Source organism: Phocaeicola fibrisolvens (assembly GCF_025567125.1).
In the GTDB taxonomy this organism is placed as follows: Bacteria; Bacteroidota; Bacteroidia; order Bacteroidales; family Bacteroidaceae; genus Phocaeicola; species Phocaeicola fibrisolvens.
In genome coordinates, this window is the sequence record NZ_JAOQJI010000013.1 from 24,323 (window position 1) to 44,725 (window position 20,403).

Genomic DNA, 20,403 nt, shown 5'->3' on the forward strand with positions numbered 1-20,403 from the left:
TTTGATTGTTGTTTTGAGTTAATTCGCTTTCTTTAAAGTGATGACCGTAATCTCCGGCCAGGCTCCCAACCGCATGGGAAAGAGCACATAGCCCAGTCCGATGTTGACATACAAGCCACGATTGCCTTCCAGATACAATCCCCGGTGTTCCGGATAGATGAATTTGGATACGGAAAAGCCGAACAGACTGATTTGCATGTCGTGGGTGTGTCCCGACAAGGTCAGCTGTACGGATGTGTCCGGAAGCACTTTTCTCCGCCAGTGGGTAGGGTCGTGGCTGAGCAGCACGGTGAACATGCCGTCGGTTCCTTTCAGGGCCTTGGGCAGGTCTCCCCGGTCGGGGAAGGGAGGTTTTCCGCTGTTTTCTACTCCCGCCAGGGCAAGAGAGTCCTTACCTTTATATATAATATGTGAATCGTTCAGCAGCATTCTCCATCCCATACGGTTTTCGCGGGCAACCAGACTGTCTACATTGGCCAGGCGGTCATGCTCGGTGTCCCACTTCACGTAGGTGCCGTAATCGTGATTTCCTAATACGGCATACACGCCATCGGGCGCTTTCAGTTGGGAGAATATCGGCATGAACTCCACCAGCTCGTCGGCTCGGCTGTTGACCAGGTCGCCGGTAAATACGGCCAGGTCGGCTTTTTGTTGGTTACAGAGGGCAATGGCTTTCCGAAGCGCTTCCCCGTTGCCTTTCCAGCTTCCGGAATGAATGTCCGACAGCTGCAGGATGCGGTAGCCGTTGAAGGCTTCCGGTAGGTCGGGCGAACAGAAAGTCACCTCTTTCACCTGAAAATATTCCTTGCCTTTGAGGGCACCGAACAGGATGTATCCGAAAACGAGTACGGCTGGAATCAAGGAGATTTTCCCATGGGGAACAGGCCGGCGGATGAGTTTCTGGAGCAGTCTCAGCAAGATGCTGGTCAGCATGAAGAGGGTCTTCGGAATGGTGACACACAAGGCCACAATCAGGTACGTTCCGAAATACTCATGCAATTGGTCGTGCCCGATAAGGAATACTACCAGAATCAAGAGCAGCACGAGGGTCGGCCACCAGAATCTCTGCTTCCATTTTTTATTGTGCCAGTGCGACAGATAGGTCTTGCAGATATACCAGTCGGGCAAGAGGAACAAGGCCAGAAACAGAAGTGATACTCTTAATAGAATCATATTGGCAGGTTTAAATGGGGTTAGGATTGTAAGTTGGCAGTCAGGTATTTGCGTAACACGTCGGGCTCCATTTGCCGTCGGACAGCATAATCCATGAGCTGTTCTTCATCGATTTTTCCCACGGCAAAATAGCGGGAAGCCGGATGCGCGAACATCAGTCCGCATACCGACGCATGCGGCTGCATCATCCCGTTCTCGGTGAGGCGGATGCCGATGCGTTTCATGTCGATGAGGCGGTCGAGCAGGAAGCTGACTGAAATATCCGGCAGGGAGGGATAGCCCACGGCAGGACGGATACCCTGATAATCTTCGTTCAGAAGCTGCTTCATGGTGAGATGCTCGTCTTTGGCATATCCCCAAACCTCCTTGCGCACGGTTTCGTGTATCTTTTCGGCAGCTGCTTCTGCCAGGCGTTCTCCCAGCGTCTTGATGAGCAGGGCCTGGTAATCGTCGTGCAGGAACTCTTCTTCCATGGCCGGGTCGATGGTGGTGGCAAATCCTCCCACCGTATCCTTGATGCCCGATGAGAGCGGGCGCACAAAGTCACTCAGGCAAAGAAACGGGTCATCAGGACGTACACGGGTCTGCTGGCGAAGCAAGGGGAACGACATCCCCTCCAAAATCAGGTTGTCTCCGTCGGCATTGGCCTCCATAAGTCGGTAGATGGCATAAACGCCGTATTTTCCGTCAATGTGGTTGAGCATGCGTACAGCTTCCTTATGCAATTGCATGGCTTCGGCAGCCTTGGCACGGTCGGTTTCCGGGAAAGAAGCCAGCCAGCCGGCCCGGCAGGCATCACAGCCATGAATGTCGGCAATGGTGGCGAAACGAGGCTGGAATCCCCACGCATGGAAGAAGTAAATCCAGTTGATGTATTCAGCCAGGTCGTGTATGTCGTAACGGACGGTGGTGATGTCTGTTTTCATGCGGTTTCTTTTATCGTTCAAATTTCAGGGCTTGTCCGCGGTGAGCCTTGTCTACCTTTCCATTCTCATAAACTACCGCTCCGTTGACAAAGGTTTTCTCTACTTTCCCGTGGAACGTACGTCCTTCCATCGGGCTCCAGCCACACTTGCTTTCAATGCTGTCGGTAGTGACGGTCCATTCCTTATGAGGATTCAGCAGCACCAGGTCGGCCTGGTATCCCGGTCGGATGAAACCTCTCCGGCTGATTTGGAAGAGCTGGGCAGGCGCGTGACACATTTTCTGTACCAGTTGTTCCATCGAAAGCAATCCTTCATGCACCAGTTCATAGATGCTCACCAGCGAGAACTGCAGGGTTGGCATGCCGGAAACCGCTTTCAGCGCACCACCTTGTTTCTCCGACAGCAGGTGAGGGGCGTGGTCAGTGGCAATCACGTCAATCAGGTTCGTGGTCAATGCCTTTCTCAGGGCATCGCGGTCGGCTTTCGTCTTGATGCTCGGGTTGCATTTGATGCGGGCTCCCAAGCGGGCATAGTCCTCGTCGCAGAACATCAGGTGTGACACACAGGCTTCCGCCGTGATTTTCTTTTCGGTCAGCGGACGGTCTTCCAGCAGGCCCAGTTCGCGTGCCGTACTGATGTGCAGAATGTGCAGGCGGGCTCCGGTTTCCTTGGCCAAAGCTACGGCCAGTGAGGAAGAACGGTAGCAAGCCTCCTCATCCCTTACCAGCGGGTGGAAAGAAATGTCGAGGTCCTCTCCATATTCTTGTTTGTAGCGTTCGGTATTCTGACGGATGGTGTTCTGGTCCTCACAATGCGTGGCAATCAGCATACCCGCTTCCGAAAATATCTTTTTCAGTGCCTCCATGCGGTCTACCAGCATGTTGCCGGTGCTGGCTCCCATGAAAAGCTTCACGCCGCATACCCGGGTCTTGTCCAGTTCCTTCAGCAAGTGGGTGTTGTTGTTCGTGGCGCCAAAGTAGAACGAATAGTTCACGATGCATTTGGTGGCGGCATCCTGGAATTTGTTGTCCAGTGCTTCCAAGGTAGTGGTCTGCGGGTTGCAGTTCGGCATATCCATGAAAGAGGTGACTCCACCTGCCGCAGCCGCAGCCGTTTCGGTGGCCATATCTGCCTTCTGTGTCAGTCCCGGATCGCGGAAATGTACATGGTCGTCTATCACTCCTGGCAGCAGGAAGCATCCTTGTGCATCAATCTGTTCGTCACATTCGGTTGCAGGTTTCCCTTCTCCTTCGATAATCTCTTGGATTTTCTCTCCTTCAATAACCACGGAACCGGCAAACCGGCGTCCTTCGTTTACAATGATTGCATGATGTATCCACGTACGTTTCATAAACTCTATTTTCAATTACAATTTTTGGGGTATTTCTTGAACCAGCTGTCCCATTTCAGCTGGATGACGCCGAACACGGCCTCTCCGAAAATGCTGCTGTTCATCTTGGAAGTGCCCAGTTCACGGTTGATAAAGATGACAGGTACTTCGGTGATATGGAAGCCGCATTTGAAGGCTGTGAATTTCATTTCAATCTGGAAGGCATAACCTTTGAAACGGATGCGGTCCAGATGAATGGTTTCAAGCACTTTGCGGCGGTAGCAGACGAAGCCGGCAGTGGTGTCGTGAATGGGCAGGCCGGTGATGAACCGCACGTATTTGGAGGCGAAGTACGACATCAGGACTCTTCCCATTGGCCAGTTGACCACATTGACTCCGCTCACGTAGCGTGAGCCGATGGACACATCCGCGCCGTCGTCGTGGCAGGCTTTGTAGAGCCGGGGCAGGTCGTTGGGATTGTGACTAAAGTCGGCGTCCATTTCGAATATGTAGTCATACCCATGTTCGATAGACCATTTGAAGCCGGTGATGTAGGCTGTTCCCAGTCCGAGTTTGCCTTTCCGTTCAATCATGAACAGGCGTTCGGGAAATTCTTTTTGCAGTCGGCGAACGATGTCGGCCGTACCGTCGGGAGAATTGTCTTCGATGACCAGAATGTGGAAACATTTTTCCAGTCCGAATACTGCCCGGATGATATTTTCGATATTTTCCTTCTCGTTATAAGTAGGAATTATCACAATACTGTCACTTGTCTGCATGGTGTTTTTATTATGTCGTGCAAAGATAATAAGAACTCGTGAAATTTGTGATATAATTAGGGAAATATCGGGCTGTGTTCAGGCCTAAATTATCCTTCGCAAAAACGCTTAGGCGTTTGCTTTTAAACGTCGAAGCGTTTCATCTGAAACGTCTAAGCGTTTTACTTCAAACGTCGAAGCGTTTTGTCTCAAACGCCGAAGTGTTTTGTTTGAAACGCTTCGACGTTTTCAAAAGGGCATTTTGTGTCCTGAAAAAAGGTCGTCAGAAGGAATGAAATCTTGTCTTTCTGCATGCTTGTTGTTGGTTGTGTCATTCTTAATTTTTGTAAAAAAAGAAGGCGGTAGAAATACTTTCGCGAAAAAAGTCTTAGACTTGCGCCCATATTGTAATATACACAAAATATAGAAGATTATGATTATAGGAATAGATGTAGGGGGAAGTACAACCAAGATTGTGGGAATCAAAGACGGATGTGCTTATCATCCGATGTTTGTGACGGCTACCGACCCGGTCACTTCCTTGTTTGGAGCTTTCGGAAAATATATATACGACCATTCTATCCAGTTGTCGGAGGTGGAACAGGTGATGCTCACCGGAGTGGGAAGTTCTTACATCCAGCAACCTTTGTACGGTTTGCCCACCGCTCGGACGGACGAGTTTATTGCCAACGGGTTGAGTGCACAGTATGCCACCGGACTGGACAAACTGATGGTGGTGAGCATGGGGACAGGTACTTCGTTTGTCCGGGTGGAGAATGATACCATCTGTCATGTGGGCGGCATTGGTATCGGGGGAGGAACACTGATGGGACTTTCACGTTTGCTGCTGCATACGCAGGACATTCTGTGGGTATCGGAACTGGCTGGGAAAGGAGACTTGCGGAATGTGGATTTGCAGATACAGGATATTTGCCGGACCTCTCTTCCCGGGTTGCCGCTGGATGCGACGGCTTCTTTGCTGGGAAAACTGGATAACAATGCTTCTCCTGAAGACCTGGCACTGGGGCTGATGCACATGGTGTTGCAGTCTATCGGGCAGGCGGCTGTCTTGTCGGCTTTGGGTATGGGTATCCGCAATTTTGTGCTGATAGGTAACTTGACGCAGCTTCCGCAATGCCGTCCGGTATTTGATACCATCGGACGTATGTATGATGTGCGTTTTATTATTCCGGAAAATGCGGAGTATCAGACAGCAATCGGAGCGGCTTTGGCGTATATAAAAGAAACACACACCCGTCCGGTAAGGGGATAACCTTTCCGGACAGGTGTGCGGGAATCCTGCTTTCGCTCATCGCAGGATATCTGTGATCAGGTAAATCTGGCAGTCGGAAATGCCTTGCGTGGAAAGGGCTTCCTTGTCGGCCAGGAACAAGGATATGAACTCTTCGGTCGAGGCACAATCTGCCGCTGCCTTTCGGTAGTGTTCCAAGGCTTGTGGCACTTGTCCCATGGCCAGGTAGACGTGTCCGGAATTCAGCCAGTCGTTTGCCTGAGGTTTTTCCAGTGCCAGCAGTTTCTCGTACATTCGAATTGCTTCTTCGTGTTTCCCAGACATGAAGTAACACCAGCCGATGGCGCGCCGTGCCTTTTCGGGGTGTGATTCCAGAAATTCAACTTTAAAAAACAGTTTGATGGCTTCGGCATATTCTTTCTGTGCGGCCAGGCATTGTCCAACTTGCATCAGGGTGTTGAGGTTGTCTGGGTCGAACGCAAGAACCCGCTGGAAAACCTGAGTAGCCTTTGAAAAGTCACCAGACAGTTTGTAGCAATGAGCCAGGTGCTTGAGGGTCCACAAGTGGTCGGGCTTGATGAGGTCGGCTTGCTGGTAGGCGTTTACGGCTTTTTCGTAAAGCTTGTTCTTCTGGTAAGCGAAGCCCAGTTTCTGCCAGGTTTCTGCCTGGTCGGGTTCTTTCTGTACCAGCGTTTCATACAGGGCGGCAGCTTCCTGCATGTAGCCTTTGGAAAAGAGGTATCCCGCTATCTGTTCGTGGTATTTCCCTTTTAGAATAAGCGGACGGAGCAACGGATTGTTCCAGAAATCCAGCTTGTCTTTGAAGATATCGTGCTGTTCGGTCCTGAATCTCCATAATTTATAGAAACGGTACAAGTTGTGTACATATTGCCGTTGGATGGCATTGACCTGTCGTTCTGCCGGATTTCCGGAGCCGTCAATTTCTTTAGGAATAATTTCTTCGCCGCTCATTTTAGACAGCATGAAGGTCTGCTGGTCATGAGGAAGTGATTTCATGGCCAGGCAGAATGAATATTTGTCGGAGTCGCAGAACACTTGAGAATTGACTACCATGCCCAGCAGGGATTGCTTTTCGAATGTTTTGTCCTTGTATATTTGATACAGGTCGGGCACTTTCATGCTGAACAGATAGAACCAGTGGGCTGCTTCCTGAAAAAACGGGTAAGTCTTTAGTTGGGAAAAGGCGGTCATGTATGTATCGGCGCCTTCCATTTGCAATTCGCCCAGTTCGCGGATGTGGTCGCCTATTTTTTCCAGGTCTTTCTGCCATTCCGGGTTCAGGTCTTCGATATCTTCTATTTCGATGGCTTTCAGTTCTGGTTTCCGCAGATTGGGGTTACGCATCATTTGGGGAATGATTTCTTCACGCATTTTTTTGTCAATTTTTTCTGTTTCGCGCGAAAGGAGTAAGATAATCTGGATGTCGTGCAATTGTTTCAGGAGTACCGGATTGTCTGCCATCAGTTTCAAGGCAGAAACGAGGTTTGGATAGAGTGAAATCCGCTCGGGCTGAAAATAGGTCACCAAAGCGATGCCCGTCAATGCACGTTGGCTGACAGCCAGTTCGCCAGACATCTGGCAGGCTGAAAGCAGCAAGGTAAATTTCCGTACATCGAAAATCTGCAAGAGGTTCAGCGTGAGGGCGCTGATCATCACTGCCTTGTCGTTCGTGGCCATGGAAGGAGACGTCAGCAACAGACGTGCCTCTTGGTATTCTTCTTCACTCCATTGGGTAGATACCCATATTTTATTGAACAGTTCGTCGACTGCATTTTTATGAAGGGTGTAGTTCTGCAATGTCTGCGCTTCTTTTTCCGTTTCGTTTTCCGGCGCGGGTGAAGGATGTCCGGCCGCTTCCAGCATGAAGTCGATTTCTTTGAATGAATGTGGCGGCACCTGTGCAAACTTCCGGAATTTGTCGGCATAGTATCCGTAAGCCTTTTCCTGCTCTTTCAGAAAGAACGTTTTGTCGGTCAGTTCATAGGCTTTGCACATCAGTTGCTGGTAGATGTTTTCGCGCTGAGGGTCCTGTGTCCCCATGGCTGTATATTGCAGCATATAATTATAAGTGGTTTGCTGTGTCTCTATCTGCGACTGCAGCTCCCAGTCATTGAGTGTATTGGCTGCTTCTTTTATATGGGCAAAAGCTTCTTTCAGTCTTTTCTCGTGTAAAAGTTGGATAATCTCTTTCTGCATGATGATTTCACAATGATTAAGTCTATAACATGGAAGTATCTTCTTGAAGATATCTTTCCGTACGAGACAAAAGTAGTAATTATTTCTTAGTTTTTTGTTTTGCGATGAATCTAAATGCCCTTTTTTTGAAGAAAATGTTGCTCTCTTTCCCATTCATAATGAAATGGTTATGAAATGTTTGTAGGAAATGGATATGAAAAAGCAAATTTTTTTGTCAAAGAGATAGGGGTTTTTTGCGGTAGCTGCGTTATGTAGATGAAGTCACCTAGCTAAGTGTAACAACAAAAAAACTAAACGCAGGACTTTCGAGATACCGGAATGACACAGAAATAAACCGAAACGGCAGACCGGACCTGAAAGAACGGCATTTTAATTATGAATCATTAAAAACTAGACAGTATGAAATTTAAATTTATTGCATTATCTTTGTGTATGTTGGCAAGCGCGAACCTGGTAAAAGGACAAGAAAGTAAAGGCTTTATGCCTTCGGAAAACAAACACGACATTCGATTGTCGGTGAGCGACGGTCTGACTCAGGGATCGGTAGATGTACTGGGTATGGGATTGCTGGATGCGGTGGTTGGAACCAAACGTACGGATGCGAACTACAGTCTTGTATACGGCCTGGGCTATCGTTATTCTTTGGGCCGCTTTAGAGTGGGAGCTGATTTGGGATTCTCAAAATCGGACAACAAGCTGACGCTGGCGGGTGAGCAGACGCCTTCATTGAAGGAAAGCAATATGAACTTTCTGGTGTTGCCCGCTGCTGAGTTTGTGTACTATAAGCGAGGACTTGTAGAATTATACGGATCGGCTGCTGCGGGTGTCAACCTGAGTCGTCATAAAGAGGCCGCTCTGACAGAGGCGGGAAAAGCAGCTGCAAAAAAAGCCGATTTGAGCACTTCTTTTGCATACCAGGTAAATCCGATTGCCTTGAGAGTTGGAAATGACCGTATCGGAGGTTTTGTGGAAGCCGGCTTGGGCCACAAGGGATTCGTGACGGCTGGTGTAAGTTTGAAATTCTAATTGCTTGATTGACTTGGCATGGTAATGAAAGCCCATAGAAAGGACATATTCAAATCCAGGTTTCAGGAACATTATTCAAGGCTGTGTCATATAGCCTATGGATATGTTTCTGACAGGGATGACGCGGAAGATATTGTGCAGGAACTGTTTATCAGTGTGTGGAACAAGCAGCTGGATGCCATGCCGGAAAAGGAATTTGCGGCTTACCTGACTACCTCCGTGAAGAACAGTTGCATCTCCTTTCTGCGGAAGCGTAGAGAAGATACCGTATCGATTGAGGAGCATTCGGCTTCAACCAGTTGCATGCCGGATGAAGTGACAGATGAAGGAGAGAAATCACCGGAAGAAATTCTGCAGTCGGCGCTGGCTACCTTGCCTCCTAAGTGCAAGGAAATCTTCCTGCTGTCCAAACTTCAGGGCTTGAAATACCGTGAAATAGCCGGAAAATTAAGTTTGTCTGAGAAAACAGTGGAAAATCAGATGACAAAAGCTATTAAGTTGTTGCGTGTATATGTGGCTGAACATAGTTTTTTGCTGATTACGGTTGTCGCTGTCATTGTATCCATTATTATAAATTGTGAGTAAGACCATGAACAACAAAGAAGATATAAATGAACTGCTGGCCCGTTATTTTGCCAATGAACCACTGACTGTGGCGCAGCGTCGCGAACTGGACGAATGGATGACGGCTCACAAGCAAGAATTTGAGCAGATGCGAAAAGTGATGAATGCATCGCTGAAAACGACGGATGAGGTGGTCTTTGATGCAGAGAAGGCCTGGCAGAAAATCGAACCTCATCTGGAGGAGCGTGCAAAAATAATTCCTTTCAGGCAGAAAGCACGATGGGTCTTTTCTGTGGCGGCTTCCTTGCTGCTGTTGTTGGGAATCGGTGCTTTTTATTTCTTCCGTTCCACTTCGGATGAGCAGATGATGCGTTATGCGAATACTGGAACGACGGAAAAGCATGTGCTGCTGCCCGACAGCTCGGAAGTGATACTGTATCCGGAAGCGACATTGGCATACTGTTTTTCCGGCCGGCAGGAAGGACGACGGGCGGAATTGAAAGGAAAGGCCTTCTTTCAGGTGAAGAAAATGCACGGCATACCGTTTAAGGTGGAGACTGACTTGCTGAAAGTAGAGGTGCTGGGTACTTCTTTCCTGGTCGACGTGGCACACAGAGACAAGGCAGGCGTATTTGTAAAGACTGGGAAGGTACGCGTCAAAGAAGCTTCGGCTGGTGAAGTGGTGATTGAAGCCAATGAAAAAGCGGAATTGAAAAACGGTACGTGGCAGACTGGAGTAATCCGGAATCCGCAGAGCCTGTTTGGCGAAAAGGAACGGGTATTGGTGTTTGAACAGACTCCGATTGTGGAAGTAGTCAGGGTGGTGGCCGAGAAAACCGGCATACAAATAGATTTGGGCAAAGGCTTGGAAAAGAACTTGATTACGACTCAAATCCACATCGATGAACCGGACATAGCCGGAGAACTGGCTTTCCTTTGTGGATGTAAGTGTGAAACATTGGTGAAAGGAAAACATTACAGACTTTATGAAAAGTAAATGGCTGCTCCTCTTGCTGTGGACGGTGTGTGGAATCGGACTCCAGAAGATAGAAGGGCAGGAAGTCAAATCAGATAATACGGTAGCGGAAGAGTGGATACAGGTCCATGCCTCTTCCGCTACCGTATTGCAGTGGTTCAACTGGATAGAAAAGGAAACCGGAATCGTCTTGTCGTATAATCCGGCACAGATTGAGGTGGACAAAGTCTGCCGGGTAGAAAAAGGCGGAAGGATGACGGTCGGAGAACTGTTACATCGGATATTGGCCGGTTACCGGGTGCAGACAGCTTTTATTCCTTCCTTGAAACTGGTGATTCAGGCTAGGAAAATAGAGAACTATTATGTCAGTGGAACCGTTTGCGAAGAGGAAAGTGAAGAGCGTTTGTATGGCGCCGTGGTCACACTGGAAGACAAGGACGGGAAACAATGGCATACGATTTCGGGTGAAAATGGCGTTTTCCGTTTGTACGTACCCGAAGGAATTTATATACAAAAGACATCTTACATGGGGTATACGCCGCAGGTAAGACGTGTCAGGGTGGAAAAGGATTGCTTTGTCCGCACGTACCTGAAACCGTTGCTTTTTGAGATAGAGGAGGTGACGGTGGAGTCTGGTCGAAAGGAGAACGAGCTGAATGAGCTGACTCCTTCCAATCTACTCTCGTTTAGTGGAAATGATTTGTTTTCACAAATCTGGATCTTGCCGGGGGTAACTTCTTCCTTGGCCGGACATAACTTTATGGTAGACGGAGGGGGATACGATGAGAACCAACTGTTGTTGGACGGCGTACCTGTGTTTCATCCCGGCCATTTCAATTCGCTGCTGCCTGTATTCAACGGCGATGCGGTAAAGAACATGGTTTTTCATAAGGGCTTTTTCCCGACCCGACTGGAAGGGCGCATTTCGTCTGTCACAGAAGTAAATTTGAAAGAAGGAAATAAGGAAGAGCATGTACATACACTTACGTTGGATATGCCGGCGGCTTCAGTCACGCTCGAGGGGCCGATTATCAAGAAAAAAATGTCGTATATGGTAAGTGCTCGGCGGAGCTGGCTGGATTTCTTTGATGGCCTTTTATCGGAAGAAAACCGCCTGAACCATGCTACTTATGATTACAATGCAAAGCTGTCGTATAGTTTTTCGCCCGTCAGTACATTGAATTTTTTGGCATACGGTGCCCGAGATAATTTTCATCTTCCGGTTATGGAAAACGGTGATAATGTATCGGTGTTGCGATGGGATAACCAGGTGTATCAGTTGTCTTACAGCACGCAGAAAGGGCGGTTGGGAAATTCGACTGCGGTGTTTTATTCGGCGCATACGAACCGGGCACGTGTAGAGGAACTGGGATATGACCAGGAAGGATATGTACATAGCGGCATCAAGTCGTGGAACGTGACAACAGATTTCAGTTATTCGCTGGAAAATCTGTTCCAAGCCCGTTGGGGAGCTAAATATACGTATGAAGTATATGATTTGGCTACCATGGGGGCAAAATTGCTGGTGAGACATGAACCGGTGAGCCAGGTGTCGTTATATTATGACAATCTGTTGCGAATTTCTCCCAATTTTTCTGTACAAGTTGGAGTACATGGAGTGGGCTATCTGCCGCAGCATCATCGGTCGTACTATAGCATTCAGCCTCGGCTGTCGGTGAAGTATTTCTTGTGTGAGAAAGACCTGCTTTATCTGAATTTCTCTAAAATGGAACAGTTCTATCATTACCTCCGTTTTGATAACCTGTCATTGCCTACTGATTTTCGCATGCCAAGTATTGATGGATTCAAGCCACGTTCTTCGGAGCATTATGAGGTGGGTTGGAAGCATTTCCTTGAAGACGGACAGGTGGAGGTTTCCGTGTATTATAAGACGCGCAGGAACGTGCTGGCTCTTCGGCCGGATGCTTGGATAGAAGATAATCAGTGGCAGCAGTATCTGATGGTTGGAAGAGGAGACAGCTATGGAGTAAAAGGATATTTCTATAAAAACTGGAAGCATTGGAACTTGCAGCTTTCGTATGCTTATACCCGAAGTCGGGAATGGTTTAAAGAGTTGTCGGAAAAAGGGAAAATGCCTTCTTTGTATGATATACCTCATCAGTTGGGGGGAGCTGTATCTTATCGGGTGAATACTCACTCTTCTTTTTCTGTGGGAGGTATGCTGCGTTCCGGAAAGGTGACGCAGTTGGATGATTTTTTTGATCCGTTGTCGTTTGAAGATTTTCGTGGAAAGCGGGATCCGCTCAACTATCGGGTGGATGTGGGGTATTCCTATCGGAAATCCTTTGGCGAGAAACTGCTGTTGCTTCGTCTGGGCATATATAATGTGGTGGGAAATCCTTCAGAGGAAGACATCCTGAACTTTTATTCTGTGCATTGGCGTAGCAACTGTTTGCCGTATGGAAGTATCAGCTTTAAGTTCTGAACCGTGAATTCTTGTTCCATTCTTCGTCTTTTTGTGTGCATATTCGAACCGGATTGATTATTTTTGCAACATCTATTGATGGAACGATGAGTATAAAAGAGCTTCAAGACATCTATGCCAAACATCCCAATGTATCTGGTTTGGCTTCTTTGTGTAGGAATAAGAGTGTAAAAAATGTATTTTTGGAAGGCATGCACGGGTCGTGCGCTTCTTTGTTTGCCTCGGCTTTTGTCAAGTCGGTGCCGGGTGTCTATGTGTTTATCTTGAATGACCTGGAGGAAGCCGGGTATTTTTACCATGACATGGTGCAGGTGAACGGAGATGCAGATATCCTGTTTTTTCCGTCTTCCTACCGTCGGGCCATTAAGTACGGACAGAAGGATGCGGCCAATGAGATTCTTCGTACGGAAGTACTGAGCCGGCTGGAACGGCAAGACCCTGTGGCGGTAGTGACTTATCCGGAAGCTTTGGCCGAGAAGGTGGTTTCCCGCAAACAACTTTCGGCTTCTACGCTTACACTGAAAGTGGGGCAGAAGGAAGACACAGGAAAGCTTATGGAAAAACTTTCCAGCTATGGTTTTGAACATGTGGACTATGTGTACGAACCGGGACAGTTTGCCTTACGAGGAAGTATCCTGGATGTCTATTCCTTTGCATCGGAATATCCTTATCGAATCGACTTCTTCGGCGATGAGATTGACAGCATCCGTACGTTTGAAGTCGAGACGCAGCTGTCGAAAGAGAAAAAGGAGTCGGTGAGCATTGTACCCGAATTGTCCACTTCGGAAGGGTCGGATATTTGTTTTCTGGATTTTATACCTAAGGAAACGATTCTGTGGGTGAAAGACTTGCTTTGGGTACGAGAACACATTCAGTCTGTACATGAGGATACTCTTTCTCCTCAGGCATTGAAAGCCTACGAAGGAGAGCAGACGGAGTTGATGAATCTTTCCCAAAAACTGATTGACGGGGCCGAGTTTACGGTGCGTGCCTTGGAGTTTTTCCGGGTTGATTTCGGGCATAAGGCCATAGGAACTCCTCAGGCACGGCTTGCTTTCGAAACTTCCGTGCAGCCTATTTTCCATAAGAATTTTGATTTGGTATCTAGCTCTTTCACGGACTTTCTGCAAAGGGGATACCGTTTGTATATCTGTTCGGATAGTGCCAAACAGACAGAGCGATTGAAAGATATCTTTCAGGAAAGAGGAGATCAGATTACGTTTGAACCGGTGGACCGTACGTTGCACGAGGGATTTGTGGACCATTCTTTACGGATATGTGTGTTTACAGACCATCAGATATTCGACCGTTTCCATAAATACAACCTCCGAAGTGACAAAGCCCGTAGCGGAAAGGTGGCCTTGTCACTAAAGGAACTGAACACGTTTGAGCCGGGGGATTATGTGGTGCATATCGACCATGGTATCGGCCGTTTTGCGGGACTGGTGCGCATTCCGAACGGGAATACTACGCAGGAGGTCATCAAACTGGTGTATCAGAATGACGACGTGGTGTTTGTGTCCATTCATTCGTTGCATAAAATCTCGAAGTACAAAGGAAAGGAAGGCGAACAGCCGCGTATCAGCAAACTGGGAACCGGTGCATGGGAGAAAATCAAGGAACGGACGAAGACCAAGATTAAGGACATTGCCCGCGATTTGATTAAGCTGTATTCGCAGCGTAAACAGGAAAAAGGATTTAAATACAGTCCCGACAGCTTCTTGCAGCATGAATTGGAAGCCAGCTTCTTGTACGAGGATACACCCGACCAGCTGAAGGCGACACAGGAAGTGAAGGCGGACATGGAGAGTGACAAGCCGATGGACCGTCTGGTGTGTGGGGACGTAGGCTTCGGTAAGACGGAGGTGGCCATCCGGGCTGCTTTCAAGGCAGTGGCCGACAACAAGCAGGTAGCGGTACTGGTGCCGACCACGGTGTTGGCTTTCCAGCATTATCAAACGTTTAAGAAGCGTCTGGAGGGAATGCCTTGCAAGGTGGAATACCTGAGCCGTGCGCGGACAGCCAAAGAAACCAGCCGTATTCTGAAGGAACTGGCCGAAGGAAGCATCAATATACTCATTGGTACGCACAAGATTATCGGGAAGAGTGTGAAGTTCAAGGACCTGGGATTGCTGATTATTGACGAGGAGCAGAAGTTCGGGGTGAGCGTGAAAGAGAAACTCCGTCAGATAAAGGTGAACGTGGATACATTGACCATGACGGCCACGCCGATTCCGCGTACGCTTCAGTTCTCACTGATGGGAGCCCGTGACTTGTCGGTTATCCAGACTCCGCCGCCCAACCGGTATCCGATTCAGACAGAGGTGCATACCTTTAATGAGGAAATCATTACCGAGGCCATCAACTTTGAAATGAGCCGTAACGGACAGGTCTTTTTTGTGAACAACCGGATTCAGAACCTGGGGGAACTGAAGGCCATGATTCAGCGGAATATTCCGGACTGCCGGGTGTGCATCGGACACGGACAGATGCAACCGGAGGAACTGGAAAAGATTATCTTCGATTTTGTCAACTATGACTACGATGTGCTGCTGGCTACGACTATCATTGAGAGTGGTATCGACATTCCCAATGCCAATACCATCATCATCAACCAGGCGCAGAATTTTGGATTGAGCGACCTGCATCAGATGCGGGGGCGTGTGGGACGAAGCAACAAGAAAGCTTTCTGCTATTTGCTGGCTCCTCCTTTATCGTCTTTGACTCCCGAAGCCAAGCGCCGTTTGCAGGCCATCGAGAATTTCAGCGATTTGGGAAGCGGCATTCACATTGCCATGCAGGATTTGGACATCCGTGGGGCCGGTAACATGCTGGGAGCCGAACAGAGCGGATTCATTGCCGACTTGGGATATGAAACTTATCAGAAGATTCTGAACGAGGCGGTGACCGAATTGAAAAACGAAGAGTTTGCCGACTTGTATGCGGACGAAATCAAGGCCGGCGAAGAGAAAATCAGCGGTGAAGAGTTCGTGGATGAATGTACCGTGGAAAGTGACCTGGAGTTGCTGTTCCCGAATGAATACATTCCGAGCAGCAGTGAGCGTATGCTGTTGTACCGGGAGCTGGACAAACTGGAACTGGACAAGGATGTGGAGGCGTTCAGGGCCCGATTGCTCGACCGCTTTGGCAAGATTCCTCCCGAAGGAGAAGAGTTGCTGCGCATCGTGCCGTTGAGGCGGCTGGCCAAGCGCCTCGGAGTGGAGAAAGTGGTGTTGAAAGCCCAGCGTATGACCCTCTTTTTTGTCAGCAACCTGGACAGTCCGTATTATCAGAGTATGGCTTTTGGAAAGATTATTGCGTATATGTCCAAGAATCCTCGTTACTGCAATTTGCGGGAACAGAACGGACGTCGGAGCATGGTAGTTTCCAAGGTGACCAACGTGAAAGATGCAGTCAGCATCCTGCAGGAAATTGTCAGCCTGGACGGAGAAAAGGCTCAGTAGGCCCCGGTTGTCTCAATCGGGTGACAGTGGAATTGCATTTTTGTTTCAGTAAGCTTGGGATGATTCTTTTTCGGGTCGGAAGAGAAAGACCGGGAGGAATAAACGGCTATTTTTATGCCTCAAATTCAAAAAGGCTTATGAGAAAAATAGGATGGATACTGCCGTTTCTGGTTTTCCCTCTGTGCATGCAGGGGCAGACGGCACGTGAAGAGATTGATGAGAATCCGGCACTGGCGGGAGGAAAATACTATGCCTATGAGGCACCCGATGGGCAACTTACCCTAGCTCCCGCGGGTTATACTCCTTTTTATATATCGATGTTTGCCCGTCATGGTTCGCGTTATCTGACGAAGGAAAAGAAATACACTCAGCCTTTGTCGCTTCTCCTTGCAGCGGATGAGGCCGGGGTGCTGACCGCAGACGGAAAGCGGGCATTGAAGGTGGTGGCTGCTTTGGCGCAGGAAGCCGAAGCACGTTATGGCGAACTGACGCCGAAAGGGGCGCGGCAACACCGGGAGCTAATAGACCGGATGTACCGGCATTATCCGGAGGTGTTCGCTGACGGTGTGCATGTGGATGCACGCTCTACCTATAAGACACGTGCCTTCCTTTCCATGGCAGCGGGTTGTGTGGAATTGAAGGGGTTGAACCCCAAGCTGCACATCACCACACAGGCCAGTGAGGCAGATGCCTATTATATAAAGTACAAGAATCCTTTGTATGAAGCACAGCATTTGGAGAACAGTGACTCGGTGTATCGTGTGGCAGATAGCGTGTATGTGCATCCGGCACGCTTGATGAGACAGCTGTTTCGTGATTCTTCTTATGTAGAGGCTCATATACAGCCGGTGAAGTTGATGACAGACTTGTTTGAATTGCACGGCATCAGCCAGAGCAGCGACCGTCAGCCCGATTTGTCTTTCCTGTTCACTCCGCAGGAACGGTATGATTTGTGGCAGCGCAACAACTTTGAATGGTACTATGAGAAAGGGGCTTCCCCATTGAGTGACGGCTGCATGTACAAGCTCGAAAAAAATCTGTTGAAGAATTTCATTGAAACGGCCGATACCGTGATTGCTTCCCGAAAGAATGGGGTGACGTTGCGTTATGGGCACGACACGAACCTGGCTCCTTTGGCGGTACTGATGGGCATCAATGACTTGCAGGCTTCCACGGCAGACTGGCAGCGTATTGCAGATACGTACCGTACCTATCGTATCATTCCGATGTGTGGAAATGTGCAACTGATATTCTACCGTAAGAAAGGGGTGAAAGAGGTGCTGGTCAAGGTGCTGTTGAACGAACGCGAGGTGAAATTGCCGCTTCCCAGTGAGATAGCTCCCTATTATGCATGGAAAGAGGTACGGAGATACTGGAAAAAAGTGGTGGAAAGCATTCAGCTTCCGGCAGAGATGAAGTAGTCTGGAGGCATTATACATATTGTAAGGAGAGGTATTTCTTTTTGAAAGGGATACCTCTTTTTTTATGTACGTATCTCTTGCCTAAATGTAACAGAAAAGAAATTTCTATGCAATAAGGATGAAAATAGGATGGGATACTTTTGCGGCAAATAAGAAAAGGAAATGAAAGCAAGTATCGTTTTGGCGTTGTTGTCACTGATGTCTGCAGGTGTGCAGGCCAGTGTGGTAAAAGGAAAAATCAAGGATGCACAGACAGGAGAGGAAATTATCGGTGCATCGGTAATGGTAAAGGAAGAGCCCGGAAAGGGAGCGGTTACGGGGTTGGATGGTAGCTTTAATCTGTCTGTCAACCGAGATAAATATACATTGGTATGTTCTTATGTAGGATACAAGAAATATGAGGTGACTGTCACACCGGACAAGAAAGAAATCGTGATTCCGTTGAAAACCGATGACGTGGCACTGGATGAGGTAGTGGTGGTAGCCTCCAATCCGGGAAGAACGGAAGCTGGGGCACGCGGCATTGAACGTCAGGCCATGAATGTGGTCAACGTGATGAGTGCCAAGGCCATCGAACTTTCTCCGGATATCACGGTAGCGAATGTGATTCAGCGTATGTCAGGCGTGACCATCGAACGGAACAGCAGCGGAGAAGGTCAGTATGCGATTCTGCGTGGTATGGACAAGCGTTACAATTATACCTTGATTAATGGGGTGAAGATTCCGAGTCCGGACAACAAGAACCGTTTTGTGCCGCTGGATATTTTCCCATCGGAGATGCTCGACCGTTTGGAAGTAACCAAATCGCTGACCGCCAATATGGAAGGCGACGGAATCGGAGGAGCAGTCAACCTGATTATGAAGGATGCGCCTACGGAACGGCAGTTTACCGTGAATTTGTCGACCGGTTACAATGCCATGTATTTCGGCCGTGACTTCCAGTCGTTCAACCACGGAGCCATCGTCAAACAGTCACCGTATGAACAGATGGGGATGCCGGAGGACAACCGGGTGACCATGGATAATTTCACGACCGACAACTTACGGATGAGCTGGAAAAAGCCATTGCCGGATTTGACTGCCGGGATTTCTTATGGCGACCGTTTCTTCCAGAACAAACTGGGGGTGATGTTGGCCGGAAGTTTCCTGAACACCTATCGTGGCAAGGAAAGCCAGTTGTATTATCAGCCGGGCACCACTCACAACGGCATTGAGTATCGTAATTACTCTTCCCAGCAGACCCGTATCGGGGCGCATGCCAAGCTGGATTATTTCATCAACGAACATCATAAGCTGACCTGGTACAACGGCTACATGGATATGCGTGAGGCAGAAGTGCGCGACGGACATGACGACAAGGAAGGGGCAGTACGTATGAAGTGGAACCATCAGTATATCATCAATTCAACTTTGAAAGGGGAACATTCCTTTTTGGACGATGGGGCGCTTCGCCTGAACTGGTCGGCCGTGATCTCGAAAGCCTACAGTGAGACTCCGGACAATGCGGAAATTTTCTTTCAAGGTACCCACGTACAGACCTCAGGAGCAGCTACCCGGCGTTGGGAACACAATTCAGATAAAGATAAGGCGGGATATGTAGACCTGATGTACAAGCTGAAACTGGACGGTGGTTCTGTCTTTGATTTCTCTGTCGGAGGTATGTACCGTGACAAGAAGCGTGACAGTTTTTTCAATGAATACACCTTCAACTCGGCGACAGGAGTGAAGGACCCACAATATCAGGGGGAAGACTGGAATAATTACGATGAGATTCTGTTTACTCCCTTGAAATACGGTAACATCAGTGACCCGTTGAACTACGATGCTTCCGAAAAGATTGGCGCAGGCTACGGAATGGTGAAATACACGTATCGGAAATGGGAATTCATTGCGGGAGTCCGTGTGGAACATACTAACCAAGGGTATGTCTTGAAATTCCCTACGGAAAATGCGGATCCAGAAGGAAACCAGAAATATACGGACGTGCTACCCAGTTTTCATGCGAAATACGGGGTGCATAAGAATGCCAACCTACGTTTCTCGTACGCACGGTCTATCAACCGCCCCAGTTTCTTTGAAATTGTGCCTTACAGCATCATCAATGAAGACTACAAAGAAAAAGGTAATCCGGATTTGAAGCATACCGTGGCCGACAACATTGACCTGCGCTATGAATATTTCCCGAAATCATCCGAACAGTTTATGGTGGGCATGTTCTACAAACGGTTGCAGAACCCGATTGAATATGGTCTGTTGAACGAAGGACAGGATACCTACTACAAGCCGATGAATTTCGGAGATGCGACCAACCTAGGCGTGGAAGTGGATATCATGAAATACTTCAACTGGTTCGGTATCAAGGCCAATTATACGTATACTCACTCTACGATTACGACTGAGAAGCGTACCATGGTCGGCAACGATGTGAAGACTGTTTCGCAGACCCGTCCGTTGTTCGGGCAGGCGGCTCATGTGGCGAATTTGTCGTTGCTTTTCAAAAGCACCAAATATGGTTGGGAAGGACAGATTGCCGGAAGTTACACCGGAAAACGTTTGAGCGACATTTCCAACTGGTATAACGATGATATTTGGGAAGACGGCTACATGCAGCTGGATGCGTCTGTAGAAAAGAGTTTCAAGAACGGCATCAGTCTGTTTGCCAAGGCCTCTAATTTGTTGGACACTCCTTTGTTGAGATTTATCCAAAACGGTCCGCATACAGAAGGTGTCACTTCCGAACGAAAGGATGGCAATGTCATTGAGCGCAAGGAATGGCATGGACAGTCGTTTATGCTGGGAATCAGATATAAATTATAATCAAATATAAATATTGACTAATAACTAATTTAT

13 protein-coding genes are annotated in these 20,403 nt (G+C 48.3%); 8 read left to right on the forward strand and 5 right to left on the reverse strand.

The features are described from left to right. Positions 1 to 18: 18 nt before the first annotated feature. From OCV81_RS07530 to OCV81_RS07545, 4 genes are read right to left on the reverse strand one after another with little or no spacing between them, the layout of a single operon-like run. Entirely contained in the window at positions 19 to 1,173 is a 1,155-nt protein-coding gene (locus OCV81_RS07530) for a metallophosphoesterase (protein WP_148329500.1), read from the reverse strand. Between the two features lie 20 nt (positions 1,174 to 1,193). Beyond that, entirely contained in the window at positions 1,194 to 2,099 is a 906-nt protein-coding gene (locus OCV81_RS07535; protein ID WP_148329501.1) for a vitamin B12 dependent-methionine synthase activation domain-containing protein, read from the reverse strand. Between the two features lie 10 nt (positions 2,100 to 2,109). After that, on the reverse strand, positions 2,110 to 3,450 hold the full coding sequence (locus OCV81_RS07540) for a dihydroorotase (protein WP_148329502.1): 1,341 nt from the start codon (positions 3,448 to 3,450) through the stop codon (positions 2,110 to 2,112). Between the two features lie 11 nt (positions 3,451 to 3,461). Continuing rightward, a complete protein-coding gene (locus tag OCV81_RS07545; protein ID WP_148329503.1) occupies positions 3,462 to 4,208 on the reverse strand; it encodes a polyprenol monophosphomannose synthase in 747 nt (248 codons plus the stop codon). A gap of 412 nt (positions 4,209 to 4,620) precedes the next feature. Here OCV81_RS07545 and coaW point away from each other — a divergent pair, with 412 nt between their 5' ends. Then, complete coding sequence (gene coaW, locus OCV81_RS07550) at positions 4,621 to 5,460, forward strand: type II pantothenate kinase (protein ID WP_148329504.1); 840 nt, start codon at positions 4,621 to 4,623, stop codon at positions 5,458 to 5,460. A gap of 36 nt (positions 5,461 to 5,496) precedes the next feature. On the opposite strand, the gene OCV81_RS07555 is transcribed toward coaW, so the two are convergent. Next, positions 5,497 to 7,656 carry a tetratricopeptide repeat protein gene (locus OCV81_RS07555; RefSeq protein ID WP_148329505.1) on the reverse strand — a complete coding sequence of 720 codons (2,160 nt, stop codon included), beginning with the start codon at positions 7,654 to 7,656 and terminating at the stop codon, positions 5,497 to 5,499. 399 nt (positions 7,657 to 8,055) lie between these two features. Here OCV81_RS07555 and OCV81_RS07560 point away from each other — a divergent pair, with 399 nt between their 5' ends. From OCV81_RS07560 to OCV81_RS07590, 7 genes are all read left to right on the forward strand, one after another. After that, positions 8,056 to 8,682 carry a hypothetical protein gene (locus OCV81_RS07560; RefSeq protein ID WP_148329506.1) on the forward strand — a complete coding sequence of 209 codons (627 nt, stop codon included), beginning with the start codon at positions 8,056 to 8,058 and terminating at the stop codon, positions 8,680 to 8,682. A 24-nt stretch (positions 8,683 to 8,706) separates the two neighbouring features. Further along, on the forward strand, positions 8,707 to 9,267 hold the full coding sequence (locus OCV81_RS07565) for an RNA polymerase sigma-70 factor (RefSeq protein ID WP_148329507.1): 561 nt from the start codon (positions 8,707 to 8,709) through the stop codon (positions 9,265 to 9,267). Positions 9,268 to 9,271: 4 nt separating this feature from the next. After that, positions 9,272 to 10,243, forward strand: a complete 972-nt coding sequence (locus tag OCV81_RS07570; RefSeq protein WP_148329508.1) for a FecR family protein — start codon at positions 9,272 to 9,274, stop codon at positions 10,241 to 10,243. Further along, a complete protein-coding gene (locus OCV81_RS07575) occupies positions 10,233 to 12,668 on the forward strand; it encodes a TonB-dependent receptor (protein WP_148329509.1) in 2,436 nt (811 codons plus the stop codon). Before OCV81_RS07570 ends, OCV81_RS07575 begins: the two co-directional genes overlap by 11 nt. Before the next feature lie 86 nt (positions 12,669 to 12,754). Beyond that, on the forward strand, positions 12,755 to 16,132 hold the full coding sequence (gene mfd / locus OCV81_RS07580; RefSeq protein ID WP_148329510.1) for a transcription-repair coupling factor: 3,378 nt from the start codon (positions 12,755 to 12,757) through the stop codon (positions 16,130 to 16,132). A gap of 137 nt (positions 16,133 to 16,269) precedes the next feature. Continuing rightward, on the forward strand, positions 16,270 to 17,553 hold the full coding sequence (locus OCV81_RS07585; RefSeq protein WP_148329511.1) for a histidine-type phosphatase: 1,284 nt from the start codon (positions 16,270 to 16,272) through the stop codon (positions 17,551 to 17,553). Positions 17,554 to 17,715: 162 nt separating this feature from the next. Beyond that, positions 17,716 to 20,370 (forward strand): TonB-dependent receptor domain-containing protein, encoded by a 2,655-nt coding sequence (locus tag OCV81_RS07590; RefSeq protein WP_148329512.1) that lies wholly within the window; start codon positions 17,716 to 17,718, stop codon positions 20,368 to 20,370. Positions 20,371 to 20,403 lie beyond the last annotated feature (33 nt).